The 16,188-nt window shown below is 39.7% G+C and carries 11 protein-coding genes; 6 read left to right on the top strand and 5 right to left on the bottom strand.

The features are described from left to right. Positions 1–2: 2 nt before the first annotated feature. Positions 3–1,853: an acyl-CoA synthetase gene (locus tag H4J61_RS00555; RefSeq protein ID WP_182182731.1), complete on the bottom strand. Its 1,851-nt coding sequence runs from the start codon at positions 1,851–1,853 to the stop codon at positions 3–5. 498 nt (positions 1,854–2,351) lie between these two features. On the opposite strand from H4J61_RS00555, the gene H4J61_RS00560 reads away from it, so the two are divergent. The 3 genes from H4J61_RS00560 to H4J61_RS00570 all read left to right on the top strand — a co-directional run bounded on the left by H4J61_RS00560 (position 2,352) and on the right by H4J61_RS00570 (position 6,466). Beyond that, the gene (locus tag H4J61_RS00560; RefSeq protein ID WP_182182733.1) at positions 2,352–3,794 is read left to right on the top strand and encodes a hypothetical protein; all 1,443 of its coding nucleotides are present in this window, start codon (positions 2,352–2,354) and stop codon (positions 3,792–3,794) included. Positions 3,795–3,962: 168 nt separating this feature from the next. Continuing rightward, a complete protein-coding gene (locus H4J61_RS00565; RefSeq protein WP_182182735.1) occupies positions 3,963–4,952 on the top strand; it encodes a catalase family peroxidase in 990 nt (329 codons plus the stop codon). A 422-nt stretch (positions 4,953–5,374) separates the two neighbouring features. Continuing rightward, the gene (locus H4J61_RS00570) at positions 5,375–6,466 is read left to right on the top strand and encodes an alkene reductase (protein WP_182182737.1); all 1,092 of its coding nucleotides are present in this window, start codon (positions 5,375–5,377) and stop codon (positions 6,464–6,466) included. 414 nt (positions 6,467–6,880) lie between these two features. Here H4J61_RS00570 and H4J61_RS00575 read toward each other — a convergent pair whose 3' ends face one another. The 4 genes from H4J61_RS00575 to H4J61_RS00590 all read right to left on the bottom strand — a co-directional run bounded on the left by H4J61_RS00575 (position 6,881) and on the right by H4J61_RS00590 (position 11,940). Next, positions 6,881–7,291, bottom strand: coding sequence for a PaaI family thioesterase (locus H4J61_RS00575; protein WP_182182799.1), 411 nt, complete (start codon positions 7,289–7,291; stop codon positions 6,881–6,883). A 168-nt stretch (positions 7,292–7,459) separates the two neighbouring features. Then, positions 7,460–8,062, bottom strand: a complete 603-nt coding sequence (locus H4J61_RS00580) for a flavin reductase family protein (protein ID WP_182182739.1) — start codon at positions 8,060–8,062, stop codon at positions 7,460–7,462. Between the two features lie 220 nt (positions 8,063–8,282). After that, positions 8,283–8,837 (bottom strand): YbhB/YbcL family Raf kinase inhibitor-like protein, encoded by a 555-nt coding sequence (locus H4J61_RS00585; protein WP_182135382.1) that lies wholly within the window; start codon positions 8,835–8,837, stop codon positions 8,283–8,285. A gap of 289 nt (positions 8,838–9,126) precedes the next feature. Next, entirely contained in the window at positions 9,127–11,940 is a 2,814-nt protein-coding gene (locus H4J61_RS00590) for a TonB-dependent receptor domain-containing protein (protein WP_182135381.1), read from the bottom strand. A 568-nt stretch (positions 11,941–12,508) separates the two neighbouring features. On the opposite strand from H4J61_RS00590, the gene H4J61_RS00595 reads away from it, so the two are divergent. Genes H4J61_RS00595 through H4J61_RS00605 form a run of 3 tightly spaced genes read left to right on the top strand, consistent with a single transcriptional unit; the run spans position 12,509 to position 16,028 of the window. Further along, entirely contained in the window at positions 12,509–13,660 is a 1,152-nt protein-coding gene (locus H4J61_RS00595) for an acyl-CoA dehydrogenase family protein (RefSeq protein ID WP_182182742.1), read from the top strand. A gap of 26 nt (positions 13,661–13,686) precedes the next feature. Beyond that, a complete protein-coding gene (locus H4J61_RS00600; protein WP_182182744.1) occupies positions 13,687–14,886 on the top strand; it encodes an acyl-CoA dehydrogenase family protein in 1,200 nt (399 codons plus the stop codon). 20 nt (positions 14,887–14,906) lie between these two features. Next, a complete protein-coding gene (locus tag H4J61_RS00605; RefSeq protein WP_182182746.1) occupies positions 14,907–16,028 on the top strand; it encodes an acyl-CoA dehydrogenase family protein in 1,122 nt (373 codons plus the stop codon). The last annotated feature ends 160 nt before the right edge of the window (positions 16,029–16,188 follow it).

Raw genomic sequence — 16,188 nt, forward strand, 5'->3', positions numbered from 1 at the left:
AGTTATAAAGTTGTTTTATAATCAACCAAGACAGGAACGGCGATTAATAATGTCGCCACTTTCTCTTTGTCTTGAGTATTTGATAATTGAACATGAACGACCTGACCTTTTTCTGGATCAAATGCTGCGCTAACGTGAGCCGTAATATTATTGGCTTTGAATAAGGCATTGACGCTAAATTCGGTCGCTTTATTACGTAATATAGGTTTGAATACTTTACCCACCGCTGTTAGCGGAAAGCTGTCGAGTATTTCGATACGTTTTGGAATGGCCGCTCTTTCGTTAATATGTGTTTGGCAATGGTGCAATAATTCAGCGGCTGTGGTTTGCTGGGGATCTTTTACCACCACGTAGGCAACCGGTATCTCTCCTGCATGTGCATCAGGTTGACCAATAGCCACTGCTTGAAGAACACCGGCATGCGCCATTAAGGCATCTTCAATAATCTGGGGATCTATGTTATGCCCGCCACGGATAATCAAGTCTTTTGCTCGGCCAGTTAGCTGAATATGTCCTAGGTCATTAATTAAACCTAAGTCACCGGTATTAAACCATTCACCGTCTACCCATGCTCCTTCATTATCGCTTTCGTTCAAATAGCCTTGAAAGATATTAGGTCCTTTGACCAGAATAATACCGGGTTCATTGCTGCCACAAACACGGCTAATTTTATTATCAATAACGTGGGCAGCAATCACTCGGCTATAAGGTATGCCATTACCCACTGAAACCCCTTCAACATCGTAGCCGGGTAATACTCTAGCGACCACACAAGAAGATTCGGTCATGCCATAACCATTGGTAACATTACAATTAAAGCGACGCTGAAAAGATAATTTCAGTTCAATAGGTAAAGGCGCTGAGCCACAAGCCGCATGTTCAAAACAGCTAAGATCAATGTCTTCATCAGCTTGCTGTAGTAAAACAGAAATGATGGTGGGTACGGTAGGAAACCAACACACTTGATATTTATGAACAAAAAACCACCAGTTCTTCACCGTATTAGGGTTTCTAAATCCTTCTGGGGTCATAATAACTACCTGACGACCAACAAAAAACATCGATAAACTGGCCGCAATAACACCAAAAACATGAAATAAGGGTAAGGCATTCAAGACCGCAGATTTACCTTGAAAAGCATTAAACCCGGCATAAACTTGCACGACAAAACTAATGTTGTAATGCGATAGTTTCGCTACTTTAGGGCGGCCGGTTGTGCCTCCGGTATGAAAGTACATCGCAATATCATCAGCCTTGGGTTGAGAGTTTTTCGTTAATCTTTCACTTGATTGAGTCGATATCGCCTGATTAAAATCAGTGATGGTGATGCGGTTATTATTGCTCGGGCCATAGCGGTTATCGAGAACAAGTATGTGCTCAAGTGATGGTACGCGGGCAATAATCTCATGCACTTTTTTACCTAATTCTGTGCTTTGATCAAGCGAAACAGTGACTAATACTTTGGATTTCACTTCGTTCAATATTTCAACAATGTGATCAACCTGCAACAGGTAATTAATCGGGTTGGCAATACCTACCGCTTGGGCAGCCCACATGCTTAGATGAGTTTCAGCCAAATTAGGCAGTAAAATAGAAATAACGTCTGTACGCTCAACGCCAAATGATTGATAAAGCTTTGCTGTTTGATTCAGTTTTTTAGCTAAAGTAGCAAAAGTAAGCGTATTAGCCACTTCATCTCGATCAGCGGTTAAATGCTCGACTATGGCGATATCAGCAGCATATTCATCGGCTGCATGGCAAAAAATATCGTAGGTTGTTTTACAATGATATCTGTCTTGGTCGTTTATTTTTTCTAAATCAGCAAGTAACTCTACTTCTGTTAGTTTGGACATTAAGCGCTCACTCTAATACAATTTTCAATCATTATTACCACAAAATTAATTACGCAGTAAAACAGTACATACATTCTGCAATGCGGAACTTGATTTTGCAAGTTATTTTAAAACCCTCGCCAATGTACTTGATTAAATAATGAAATCATAGGTATTCACATAGGTATTCAGTTGAAGAAAAATCAAGAAATCCGCCGCTAAATACCGGTTTTAATTCATCATATTAATAAAGCTAGATAACCTCAGTCATGTAAAATATAATTCCGCCAAGCGGTACTGTGTGGTATTATTTTAAATGTAACTGCCTGAAGATTTAATACTAAGCAAAATAAAGCCAAGAATAAGTAAAATTAACTATCCCTATCAAGCGTTAATGGGTGCTTAGACAAGGTTTGTCGCCAACAGTGTAAAATGGAACTGTCTAACACGAGTTTTATAAAGCAATGAGTTTTATAATACTGCTTTTAATGTCAACCACTTATGTAAAAGAACATAGCTATGAATAATATTTCTGATCTAGAGCAAAGTGGCAAAATAACTCACGCCTTTGCTTGGTTGTCACCCCTTTGCCTAGTGATTATTTTTTTTGCCACCTTAATAACTGAATGGACCGGTTACCAGCCACCTGCCCTATTAGCTGTATTCATGTTGATATTATTTATGGCTATCGAATGGAGACAGTTAGATTTATCAACAAAAATCATCGCATGGGTTGCTATAGGGTTAACACTGGTCTTGTTATTCTTCTCACAGATATCATTTCATCAACTAGCTAGCCTATCTAGCAGTGTGGTTTTTTTTGCATTTTTCTTAATTGCCCTCGGCCTATTAAAAGAAGCGGCTTTAAGCTCGAATTCGGTTAACCTTACCGGTCTGGTGCTATTACAACAACACCCCGTTAGACGTTATGCGCTGCTAACCTTTGCCAGTCATGTTTTGGGGATATTAATGAGTGTTGGTGCTATTAATTTATTAGGCACCATGATCCAAAGAAGTTTAGATAACAATAAAGATACCGTTGACGCACGCATCAATCGCGTTAGGCAGCGCCGTATGATGCTAGCGGTTATGCGAGGATTTTGCAGCATACCGCTTTGGGCGCCCACTTCAATTACTATTACGCTGTTAGTCACCACCATTCCTGATCTAAAGTGGATAGATATTATTCCTTATGGTTTGTACCTCACCCTAGCGCTACTGTTGTTTGGCATTTGGCTCGATCATGTTCAAGCACCGAAAAACCTTAGTCATCTTGTACCGACAATTTCTAACGATTTATCCGCATTAAAGGTCAGTTACCCTATTATTGTTGTTGTTATCACCTTGGCTATCATATCTGCGCTGCTGATATTTTCCTCGCCCCTGCGACCTATTGCGGCGGTGTTAGTCAGTGCGCCGCTTGTCAGCATAGCTTGGATATTTAGCCAGTATCATAAAACAAATAATAAAGTAAACGCCATGCGATTAACGGTAAAACGTTTTAGCACAGACATATTTTTTAGATTAGCCTTACAGCGTTCAGAAATCGTATTTTTTGCTGGTTCTGTACTGATTGGTCGCTTGTTATTAACCGTGTTAGACCTTGACTGGTTTGCGCAACAATTAGCCCATTTACATTTATCTGCTGCGCTAATATTAATTGCCGCTTCATGGCTCATTTTTATCGCCGCGCTGTTATTTATCAGCCCGATGATTTCAGTCACTTTGATGGCTGGGGCTTTAGCTCAATTACCTGGTGTTGAGAATATGCCAGTCACTATTGCACTCGTCATGATGGTCACTTGGGCCGTGGTTGCCGGTAGCTCGCCTTCTACTACCTCGGTACGTATTAGCGCTAAAATCACTGGAATTTCTTCTTTTCAAATGGGGGTAAAGTGGAATGGTTTATATAGCATATTAGTACTATTGGCCTTAGATTTTTTTCTGCTTGTCATGGTGTAATTAAAAAGGGATGTAAACACTATTTATTATATTTTTCATAGTTTTTGCTGAACTTGTAATTTTTAACAACGTGCACTGGTCTGGTAAATAATATTATGATCTTAACCACAAAGTTTTTCGTATTTTTAAATTAGCTTTAAATTGCGATATAACCATAAAGGAATACAAATGAAGCATAACCTCATTACCTCAAGCCTTACTGCTTTTTTTCTCCTGGCAGGCGCAACATCGACTGCAAGTGCAAGTGACAAAAAAATTGAAGCAAATGATCTCGTTGAAATGTTCGAAAAGCTAGGTGGTAAACATCCAGGCTACAGAAAGGCACATGCTAAAGGTCTATGTGCCTCTGGCACTTTTGTGCCCGCGCCCAATAAGTACTTTACAGGAGCGGCCTTGTTATCAAACGGTGAATTACCCGTATCTATGCGCTTTTCAGTAGGTGGTGCTAGCCCAAGTAGTGATGAGAAAGCCCCTGGTACGCGTGGTATGGGCATGCAAATCCAACTACCTGATGGCGCTTTACATACTTTTACCGGTAACAACTTCCCCGTATTTGCCGGCAAAAATCCAGAAATTTTTCATGGCTTTTTATCGACTTTACTGCCTGATGAAAATGGTAAATCTGACCCAGCTAAAACCATGGCATTTATCCAGCAGAACCCTAGCTTACAAGCTCACGTTATGTGGAATAAAAACGCTAAAACAGCCGCGTCATTCGCCAATACTGAGTTTTTTGGTTTGCACACCTTTTACTTTGACCAAGCCAATGAACAACAAACTAAGTTTCGCTGGAATATTAAGCCAAATTTAGGAGTAAAAACACTAGAAAAAGCTGAAGCTGATAGCATGCCAACTGAGTTTTTAGCTAATACTTTTGCGCAACAACTTAAAGATGAAACCGTTAGTTTTAGTATCATGGCGAGCTTAGGTGAAGCACAAGATAGCGACATTGACCCCTCACAACAGTGGCCTAGTGAACGCCCTCAAGTAACGCTTGGCACGGTAACCGTTAAAACAAGTGGTGGCGATGCCTGTAATAATACTAACTTTGATCCTAATGTGATGTCGGCAGGCTTTACACCCAGCGCTGACCCTATATTAAGAATGCGCTCGCCTGCTTATGCTATCTCTTTTGGTAAAAGATTGAGTGGTCAATAAATAATTTTCTCAGTGTTAAAAGCCTTTATTACAAAATCGCTGTACTGAAGAATTAATGAGGGGGTAGTTTACGCTACCCCCTTTTACTCTTGAAATTCAATACGTAAAACTCAAGAGCAAAGGATGATAGCCGCTTGTAGATAAATTAAAAACAAGCTATAAAAAATCCAAAATGTATCTTTTATAATTGAGTGAAAATTGAGAGGGAATTAAAAGTGACTTAGTCAATTTAACTCGCATTTAACATTAGATTTCAATACGAATACTACATTTACATATAACTACAAGTTATTACAAAATATAAAAACAATGTTTTTATATTATATGAGACAATCATATTAATGACTGAGATCTACATCTAGTGACCTATTAACGTGACCTATGAAATAGGTTTCTACATAAATGAATAAGGAAACAATAACGTGTCTACACCTACACTTTTTTCGACAACAACATTTGCTAAGAACCCCCTCAAGAATCGTTTTGTTCTTGCCCCGTTAACTCGCGGTCGTGCAGGTCCAACTCGCGTCCCTAATGAATTAATGGCAGAGTATTATCAGCAGCGCAGTACTGCTGGCTTAGTGATTGCAGAAGCGACCGCTATATCTGAAGAAGGCAATGGTTGGGTAAACTCACCCGGTATTTATACCCAAGAAATGGTCGAGGGTTGGCAGACAATTACTGAGCGTGTACATCAGCAAGGCAGTCAAATTATTCTTCAACTTTGGCATACCGGACGAGCATCTCATAGTGACTTTCATGACGGTGAATTGCCGCTATCAGCTTCAGCATTAAAAATTAATGGCGATCAAATTCATACCCCTGAAGCTAAAAAAGACTATGAAGTACCACGCGCTATGACAGTGCAAGATATCAAAAGAACAGTCGAAGACTTTCGCAAAGCCGCTGAGAATGCCAAGACAGCAGGCTTTGATGGTGTTGAAGTTCATGCCGCAAACGGCTATCTGATTAATCAGTTTCTTGATGCTAGCACTAATCAGCGTGACGATGAGTATGGCGGTAGTATTGAAAATCGTACGCGCTTTTTAAACGAAATACTTGAAGCGGTATTAACGGTATGGCCTGCGGAAAATGTTGGCAGCAGAATTTCGCCCAATGGCGTATTCAATGATATGGGCTGTGATGACTACAGAGAATTATATACTCATGTTATACAGCGTTTTACTCATTACCAGCTTGGTTTTGTGCATATTATGGATGGTTTAGCTTTTGGTTTTCACGAACGTGGCGAGCCAATGATACTGGAAGATTTCAGAAGTTTATATCATGGACTTATTATCGGTAATTGTGGCTACGACCAGGCAAAAGCTGAAGCGATAATAGGTTCAGAAAAAGCTGATCTGGTGGCTTTTGGTCGCCCCTATATTTCTAACCCAGACTTACCTCAGCGTATGCTTAATAACTGGCCATTGGCGCCATCTGACGATGCCAGTAATTGGTATGGTGGCGGCGCTAAAGGTTATACTGATTATGAAACCTACAAGTCAGCTTAGGTTTACAACATAATCGCAGGGATAAGTTTGCAGATTGTAGACCTGCCCCTGTTGATACTGCTTAGGCGCTACATTATTAATAAATCCTAAGGGGTAAATTCCTTGTGTGGTATTTGTTGTTTAACGTGACAAATACCACCTTTACTACTGACCGCACCGCGACAAAAGTAATAATATAACTGGTGCCACATTCGTACAATGCAAGAATAAGCCCCAATGAGTCAGAGCGAAAGTACAGGCTAAACTACAAAACCGTGGCCAATTTTACTTGACCACTTTAGTCATTAAAAGAAAGGTAGAAACCCTTTCAACACTTTAACCACCGCAGATATTTAATCTCTTATATTTAGCGAATGCAAATGTGCTGATCATTAACTAGCTAATGTTCTCTAGGATAAGGTTTATTGATGAGGTTTATTTCAGTTTTGGTACTGAGTATGTACCAACCACATGTGCAACCGCTTTTTCATCACCTTCAGAATATAAAGAAACTTCACCAACGATCAGTGACTTCCCCACTTTTAACAAAGTACATTTAGCAATAATATCTTTCGTTGATGAGGGCTTTCTCATAAAGTTAATCGTAAGACTGGTGGTAACCGCAAGTGCAACTATGCCTATTTCACCTAGAATAGCGACGTATAAAGCACAGTCAGCAACCGTCATTAAAACGGGGCCAGATACTGTACCACCTGGCCTTAACTCATCAAATCCAACCGTGTGTCTTACTGTTGCTGACTGTGCGCCAACAGCATCAACAGTGCACTTAGCCTGAGGAAATTCTGTTTTCATAAAATCTTCAACTTCTTGCTTAGTTGCCAAAATAGTTCTCCAAAATAGTGCTTTAAAATAGTGCTTTAAAAAAGCCCAGCCAAGGGCGAATAATAACTTAAAGTGTCAAGCCTAGTCTGTGCCTACACCTTGAAATAATTTCGCTGTATTGTCTTACTAGCGGTAACTAATAATAGCCATCAATAATAAACAGTAAACATTTTAAGGACGCTTAAGTTCTATATTTTTAGCTGTTAGGCTAAAGTTATTTCCACCCATTTTACCAACAGAATCAATTGATTTTTGGTTTATATTGCCATCTTCATATAAGTCATCTCTGACATAAACGTACTTTACATCCAAAAGAATAACAGTGCCGCCGTTAGGCAAATCACTAATCGGAATTATTTCTCTTAAGCTACACTCGTAACGTATGGGTGAGTCTTTTACTGAGCGAGGCATTACTTGCTCACTAGCGCAGCGCTCAACGTTAGCAAAATCGAATTCACTTTCATCTTTATTAAGACTGGCACTGGTCAGGTTCATTTTTTCTAATAAAGCGGAGTTAACTATATTGACCACACATTCGCCGGTTGCCATTAAGTTTTGTAAGGTATCTTTTTCAATACCACTTCGCTGCTTTACCTCAGTATAAAGCAGCACAGGGGGATTACAGCTAGCAACAGTGAAAAATGAATAAGGGGCTAAATTATCAATACCCTCGGGTGAACGCGTACTAATCCATGCAACGGGTCTAGGCGTTACGCCGCCATTGAGGAGACGATATTTTTCTTGGTTTTCTAATACTGAAACATCAAAAATCATTAGTTACTCCATCTCCTAGTGTTCATATTTAACAGCACATACTCTACGCTTTATTTACCGCTAATGCGCTGTTTTCCCGATAAAAATAATAAGTGACTATGTAAGTTAAGGCTATAAATTAAGACAATAAATTTCAACAATAAATGACTAAAGGTTTTGCACTTCTACAGCTAGCAAAACATATAGCAAACTTATTGCTGTTTTACTTTCAATGCTTAAGCTAGTCACGTTGGTACAAAGCTTCAATCGTACTTGATTCTATGGTGTGTAGATTTATCATGTAGCCTGCTAATGCACCAGAAGCGTTTTCTGGTAAGTCAATTTTCGCTACCGAAAGTGCATGTATTGTAAAGCGGTAGTGATGTAAACCATCGCCTTTAGGCGGGCAAGCGCCACTAAAAGCGGCAATACTAAAATCATTTTCTATTTGAGTACTACCGGTAGGGGTACTATTTTTTTTATTCGCTGCCCCTCTTGGTATTTCCAACACAGTCAGCGGAATATTTATTACCTGCCAATGCCACCAACCACTGCCTGACGCTGTATCAGGATCATAAGCGGTAATGGCAAAACTTTTTGTGCCTTCGGGCGCGCCAGACCATTTAAGGTGTGGCGACAGATCGTCTCCTGAACAACTATAGCCTTTAAATTCATGTGTTTTAGGCATAAATTCTCCTTGCGCAATATCCTGACTAGATAATGTCAGCGGCGCTGAAAATGCCGTTGATGAAATGCTAAGTGATAAAACTGAAAAAAATTTAAGTGTATTAAACATAATAACCCTTTTTTATAGTTATGTAATTTGCTTGAAAATGCCATGTAAAGGCATTCGCCACTCTTTGACATCGACCTGATCTTGGCATTGTCTACATGGATGTAGGTACTTATTTTTTGTCTAGAACAAAAAATTTCCCCTATACCCTATACATAAAAAATCCGATGATTAACGTCATCGGATTTTGTCTCCTTAGTCAATAAAGCCGGCATCAAGCCTTTACTACTAAAATGCCTTAGTGCTTAAAGTTTAGGACTTAAAGCTTAGTGCTTTATACTGCCTTTAAAGATTATTCTCCAAATTTATGCACAACACTTAATTTAAAAGTACGACCTAAAGGATTATGTGTGAACGGGTCATAGTTTAAATCTAAACGAGCAAAAGAAGGGTCTTCATCCGTTAAGTTACTCACGGTTAGGTTCAATTTGGTCTGATCTTCATTAAAGCGATAGTTATAACTTAAATCAAACTGTACTTGGCTATCAATGACTTGACCTCGAGTGTTAGTAGTAAATAACTCCTCTCGTTCATCTTTATAATCACCAACATAATAAGTAGATAAGCTAACATTATGATTGTCAAAATCAAAACTATTGATCATAGTCGCTTTATACTTGGGTATTGGACGATTCGAGTTAGTCTTATTTAGAAAACCAGCCGCGTCAAAAGTTTCAGACAAACCATCGGCACTTACTTCGTATTCAGCCGTATAGGTTCCATTCATGTTTAAGGTCCAGTAGTCGGTAACATTTAACCGTAATTGCACATCAACACCACTGGTTTTAACATCAGAACCATTGATTATATTAGTTTCAATTCGCTCTACTGTCTTTGCGTTACCAGGCTCTGTCCATCGCACTTGGTCAACATAAGGTTGCTTACCGGCAACGGCAGCTGATAATACCGCATTATAATTTTCAACAATAATAGGGTCGCTTAAATCAAATGACCAAAAATCAACTGTTGCGAATAAACGGTCGCCCCAAAATTCACCAATAATGCCAAAGTTTAACGCAACCGCTGATTCAGGCGCCAAAGCATTATTACCTTGAGTATCTACGGCTTTAAAAGCACCCGCAGCCCCCACATAAGAAAGGGTTGTATTAGTCCCTTCTAATTGATTTAGTGTTGGACCTCTAAATGTAGTACTGGCAGAGCCACGTAATGAAAAATTATCATTTATGGTATATTGCGCTGATACTTTTGGATCTATGGTATTACCGACTTCTCCGCCGTAATCCTCATATCGCAAAGCAACTTGCATATTTAAATCGTCTGATACCGGTAACGCTAGTTCACCAAATACGGCAAAAATACTTTGAGATGAATCTTGATTTAGCTCACCACTACGAAAATGAAAAACACCAGTAGGGTTTGCACAATCTGTTTCTCCAAGCACTGGACATGGGTTTATTGCTAAATTACCTAAGTCATTAACTTCATTAGTAAAAGACTCATTTCGATACTGAGCGCCTACGGCAAACTCAACAATGCCACCGTCCAATTCAAAACCTGTGTCTCCCGACACTAAGCCATCAAGCACAAATAATTCTGTGGCTTTTTGTGAAGTTCTTGTGCCTGAAACATAATCTAATACTTCTTGAGAGTTGGCTAATGCCGGATTGAAATTTGGATTAGTGACGCCATTAGAAGCCGATGTTTCAATGCCGTTAGAAAATGGATTAAAGTATAAACAGCCATTGGCACCTGGCACACCGGCTTCCATATCACAATTATCGCCGCCATAACCTAATAACGCATTCTTTAATGGCACAATTAATGTATCTGGGTTACTGGCATAATCAAGTTTTGAATTTGAATAAGCAAAACCAGTTTCCCAGTTATAGCCATTATCAAATTTACCTTCTAGATCTGCAGCAATACGGTAAGTTTTATAGTCTAGACCACCTTCACTTGAGGGTCCCTCAACACCTACAGTACGACCAATATAAGCGACACGGTCTAACGACGGATGAGGAGCACTAGCAAATTCTGGATTGCCAGCCACTAATGCTTGCCATGCAGGATGATAAGTTGGTACATAACGGTCGGAAAAATCAACGAGCTTTTGTGGTGGGTAAGATGGTGAGCCATAAGTGGTAGGCACCTCAGTCTCTGAGTACAAAACTTCAACATGCAGATTAACGCCACTTTTAAAGTCGTGAGTTAATTCGCTAAATATTTTCAGATGTGTATCACCGTCATTTAACGCTGAGAATGGCGTATATTGTAATTTACATGTACCGGCTATAGTTCCCCCTAATAATTCACAGCCAGGATCCATCAAGTATTTAGGTTGTGAATTATCACCGAGCCAAGCCGCATTAAATATCGATGGTGGATTACCGATTGATGACCAACCCCCTTGTGGGTTAGTGGCAAAGTCTTGTACCGCCCAATCTTTATCTCTGGTGTTGATGGTATTGGTTTTATCATAACTAACAGAAGTTACCCAATGAGTATCATTATTGCCTAGTCCCCAGATTACGCCTAAGCCGTAATCGCCGTCACTATCTTGTAAGCTTTTATAGTCAGCTTTTACTTCTAGGCCTTCGAAATCACTTCGGGTTGAAAAGTTAACTACACCTGCAATGGCATCAGAGCCATATATAGCGGCTGCACCTTCTTTTAACATGTCGACTCGTTTAACCGCCATAGAAGGAATGTCTTGGGTGTTAACATAAAGCATTTGTTGATCAACAATAGCGTAAGGGTTGAAGGTATGCCTTTTGCCGTTAATTAACACTAAGGTACGGCCTGCTCCTAGCCCTCTTAAATTGATATTGGAAGTACCTTCAGTACCATTAGAACCATATTGATTTGAGTTACCTTGAATACCAGAGCTGATTGACAATTTCTGAGTCAATTCAACAATAGAGGGAGAGCCAATTTTTTCTAAATCAGCTCGACTAATCGTTTGCACAGGTGCTGAGGTTTCTAGTGCCGAACCTTTTAAATGAGAACCAATAACTTGTATTTTCTCAATATCATTTTTATTTGTCTCTTTTACTTCTTCAGCATACAAAGCACTACTTGCCATAATTCCAAGCGCTGCGCTAATAGCGATAGTTATGGAGTTTCGTTTTAGTCTGGTATTTTTCATCGGTTTCCCCTGTTATTCATTTTATTTTATTTTATTTTGATTATAATATTTTCAATTAATGACTGTTTTTCCTCCAACAGCTATTAATTGTTCTGCTTACTGCACTAAATCACCCTTAAGGTTTTGCTTGCATAGTCATGATAATTCACCCATTCAATCGTTATAAAGGCTCAGTAAAAAAGCCTATACCGCACTGCATTGACCATATTCTGCGTTACAAAATTACTTATTAACCTGACTGAATAAGGCCAATACCTAAGCCAGTCAAATCAAAAACATCCTAAAAAAATACTGCATTCAGAAATGAATTTAACTGATACTAATTCTGCGTAGCGGAATATGCAAGTACTTTATTTGGACAGTAATTCCACTGACCTCAATTTAACCTACATTAACAAAAATAATATAAAGCTAAAAATAAAACTAATAACATTACACTAATGAGAATCTAGTAAGAGAATATTTAGTCCGCGAATATAATGTAATTAGCTGCAATTACATCTTGATATTTACTTAACCCTATGTTCCACTGTGCGGAACCCGTAGCTTTTATGATAGAGATTAAAAAATGATTCGAGATCAAGAAATGTTGGATCAGTTTCTAGACAGTATTTCAAAATTTGTTAGAGAGCGGTTAGTTCCTGCGGAAAATGAAGTGGCAGAAAACGATGCTATTCCAGATGATATTGTTCAAGAAATGAAAGCGATGGGTTTGTTTGGTATGACAATCCCAGAAGAATATGATGGCTTAGGTCTAACGATGGAGGAAGAAGCGCTGGTTGCTATTGAGTTAGGTCGAACATCACCTGCTTTTCGCTCCCTCATTGGTACTAACAACGGTATTGGCTCGGCCGCTATTGTGTTTGATGGCACTGAAAAACAAAAAAAAACTTATTTACCTAAATATGCCTCAGGTGAAATTATCGGTGCTTTTTGTTTAACTGAACCCGATGTTGGCTCTGACGCCTCTGCCGTAAAAACCTCGGCAATAAAGCAAGGCAATGAGTATATTATTAATGGTACCAAGCGTTATATTACTAACGCGCCAAGAGCGGGAACCTTTACCGTGATGGCTCGCACCGATCCATCGATTAAAGGCGCTAAAGGAATATCAGCTTTTATAGTAGACGCGTCGACTCCTGGTATTACCCTTGGGCCCAAAGATAAAAAAATGGGTCAGCAAGGCTCTCATACCTGTGATGTTATTTTTGAGAATTGCCGTGTTCCGGCCGAAAATATTATTGGTGGTGTTGCCGGCAAAGGCTTTATAACGTCAATGAAAGTATTAGACAGAGGTCGCCTGCATATTTCAGCATTAAGTGTCGGTATTGCCGAGCGATTAATTGACGATGCCTTAAGATACGCCATAGATAGAACGCAATTTGGTAAACCTATTGCTGAGCACCAAATGATTCAAGTAATGTTAGCAGACAGTAAGGCTGAAGCTTATGCGGCTAAATGCATGGTACTTGATGCAGCAAGACAAAAAGATTTAGGCAAAAAAATAACCACAGAAGCTTCTTGTTGTAAGTTATTTGCCACAGAAATGGTGGGAAGAGTCGCTGACAAAGCCGTACAAATTCACGGCGGTGCTGGCTACATTTCAGAATACGCCGTAGAAAGACTTTATCGTGACGTCAGATTATTTCGATTATACGAAGGCACGACACAGATCCAACAAATGATAATTGCCAAAAATATGATCAAAGACATTCAATAAATTAAGACCAACGAAGGATTTGCACAATGAATTTAAACTTTACCGCCCAAGAAAAAGACTTTCAACAAGAAGTGCAGCAATTTTTGCAAGAAAAGTTACCGAAAGATATCGCTGAAAAAACCAAAAACGCATTACATTTATCTAAAGATGAATGTAATCAATGGCAAAAAATACTCTACAAACAAGGCTGGGCCGGTGTTAATTGGCCAGTTGAGCATGGTGGAACGGGTTGGACACCAACGCAAAAATATATTTTTGCTAATGAATGTGCCAAAGCCGGTGGCCCTGATGTGATCCCTTTTGGTCTAAAAATGGTGGCCCCTGTTGTTTATACCTTTGGTAATGAAGAACAAAAGCAACGTTTTTTGCCTGACGTATTAGCCAGTAATGTTTGGTGGTGTCAGGGTTATTCTGAACCAGGTGCAGGCTCTGATCTTGCATCGGTTAGAACAACAGCGGTAAAAGAAGGCGATGAATATGTGGTTAACGGCACTAAAACATGGACAACCCTAGGCCAACATGCCGATTGGATATTCTGTTTAGTCAGAACCGGTGAGCCGAGCGTTAAAAACCAAGAAGCCATTAGTTTCCTATTAATTAACATGAACGACCCTAAAATAACGGTATCACCGATTATTACCATTGACGGTCGACATGAAGTTAATGAGGTTCATTTTGATAATGCCCGTGTGCCTGCGATTAATCTTATTGGTGAAGAAGGTCAAGGTTGGACCTACGCTAAAGTGCTATTAACCCATGAGCGAACCGGTATCGCTCGCGTGGCTATCTCTAAAGATCGCCTCGTACAATTAAAAGCCTTGGCGCAAACATCGCCTGATGGCGATAATAAGTTAATTGAAGACGCTATTTTTGCGCAAAAAGTTGCCCAAGTAGAAATCGATTTATTAGCCTTAGAATATACTGAATTACGCACACTTTCTGCTATCAGCACAGGCCAAGCGCCAGGGCCAGAGTCTTCCATTTTAAAAATTGTTGGGACACAAATTATCCAAGCCATTGACGAATTGTATGTCGAAGCCGCTGGATATTACGCAATGCCATTTGTTCCTCATCAGTTCCATGATGACTTTGACGGACAAAGCATTGGTCCTGATATGGCAACGAACAGTGCATTACGTTACTTTAATAATCGCAAAGCTTCCATATATGGCGGTAGTAACGAAATTCAAACTAACATTATTAGCAAAGCCGTTTTAGGCCTTTAAATTAGCATTAGGAGTTTACTATGGACTTTTCGTTAAACAACGAACAACAAATGATTCAAGATAGTGTATCAAAGTTTATTCTCAACGATTACGATTTTGATACGCGTCGAAAAATACTGGCATCAGAGACAGGTTTTAGTCAAGAAAATTGGTGTTTATTTGCTGAACTTGGTTGGTTAATGCTGCCATTTAGCGAAGAAGACGGCGGTTTAGGCGGCTCTATGGTCGACCTTATGTTGGTCATGGAAGAGTTTGGCAAAGGCATGGTTGTTGAACCTTTCCTTGCAACGGCGGTAATGTCTGGTGGTTTAATTGCCTTAGCCGGTGATACAGTGCAAAAAGACGATTACTTACCCAGAATAATGGCAGGTGAGCTGCAAATGGCTTTTGCCTATGCCGAGCCACAAAGTCGTTATCAATTAAACAACGTACAATGTCGTGCTATCGAAAACGAGGGTGAATTTGTTATTACCGGTCAAAAGTCGGTGGTATTAAATGGTAATCATGCTGATACTTTAATTGTTGCCGCACGTACTTCTGGTGCAACAAATGACGACAATGGCATCAGCTTATTCCTGGTTGACGCTAATCACCCGAGTGTGAAGCGTGAAGGTTATGCCAATGTTGACGGCCATCAAGCGGCTGACATTTGGTTTGACAATACCCCTACCCTAGGTTTGTTAGGTGAGCTAGATAATGCCTTGCCTGCCATGAACAATATTATTGATAAAGCGACATTAGCGATTTGCGCCGAAGCCGTTGGCGCGATGGAAATCGCCCATCAGCGTACCTTAGAATATGCTAAAACACGTAAACAGTTTGGCCGCACGATTGGCTCTTTCCAAGCGATTCAACACCGTTTAGTTAATATGTTTATCGAGCATCAACAGGCTAAATCTATACTGTTAATGGCGGTATTAAAAATGGACAGTAATAATGGCAGTGATGCAAAAGCATTGTCAGCGGCAAAAAGTCGTATTGGCAAAGCAGCGAGCTTAGTCGGTCGTGAAGCAATACAACTGCACGGTGCTATAGGCATGACAGACGAGCTTGATGTTGGTCATATCTTTAAACGTTTAACCACCATTCAATTTTTGTTTGGTAGCACTGATGCTCATACCAAGCGCTTTGCCGCTTTGTAACGCTTTCTCGTTAACCTTAGTCGCTAGCATTTGTCGTTACCATCGTTGTTAGCCATTAACTCAGCCGCTCATTATCTCTTAACGATTAGCGCTATAAAAATGCCTTGAATTGATTACATCCAATTCAAGGCATTTTTTTTCATCTCAGCTTAGGTACTAA

It is taken from the genome of Colwellia sp. MB3u-4, assembly GCF_014077065.1.
GTDB lineage: Bacteria > Pseudomonadota > Gammaproteobacteria > Enterobacterales > Alteromonadaceae > Cognaticolwellia.

Excerpts from the sequence above, each read along its gene's own strand:
- H4J61_RS00555 (WP_182182731.1), bottom strand. The coding sequence starts at position 1,853 with ATGTCCAAACTAACAGAAGTAGAGTTACTTGCTGATTTAGAAAAAATA.
- H4J61_RS00560 (WP_182182733.1), top strand. The coding sequence starts at position 2,352 with ATGAATAATATTTCTGATCTAGAGCAAAGTGGCAAAATAACTCACGCC.
- H4J61_RS00565 (WP_182182735.1), top strand. The coding sequence starts at position 3,963 with ATGAAGCATAACCTCATTACCTCAAGCCTTACTGCTTTTTTTCTCCTG.
- H4J61_RS00580 (WP_182182739.1), bottom strand. The coding sequence starts at position 8,062 with ATGATTTTTGATGTTTCAGTATTAGAAAACCAAGAAAAATATCGTCTC.
- H4J61_RS00585 (WP_182135382.1), bottom strand. The coding sequence starts at position 8,837 with ATGTTTAATACACTTAAATTTTTTTCAGTTTTATCACTTAGCATTTCA.
- H4J61_RS00590 (WP_182135381.1), bottom strand. The coding sequence starts at position 11,940 with ATGAAAAATACCAGACTAAAACGAAACTCCATAACTATCGCTATTAGC.
- H4J61_RS00595 (WP_182182742.1), top strand. The coding sequence starts at position 12,509 with ATGATTCGAGATCAAGAAATGTTGGATCAGTTTCTAGACAGTATTTCA.
- H4J61_RS00600 (WP_182182744.1), top strand. The coding sequence starts at position 13,687 with ATGAATTTAAACTTTACCGCCCAAGAAAAAGACTTTCAACAAGAAGTG.
- H4J61_RS00605 (WP_182182746.1), top strand. The coding sequence starts at position 14,907 with ATGGACTTTTCGTTAAACAACGAACAACAAATGATTCAAGATAGTGTA.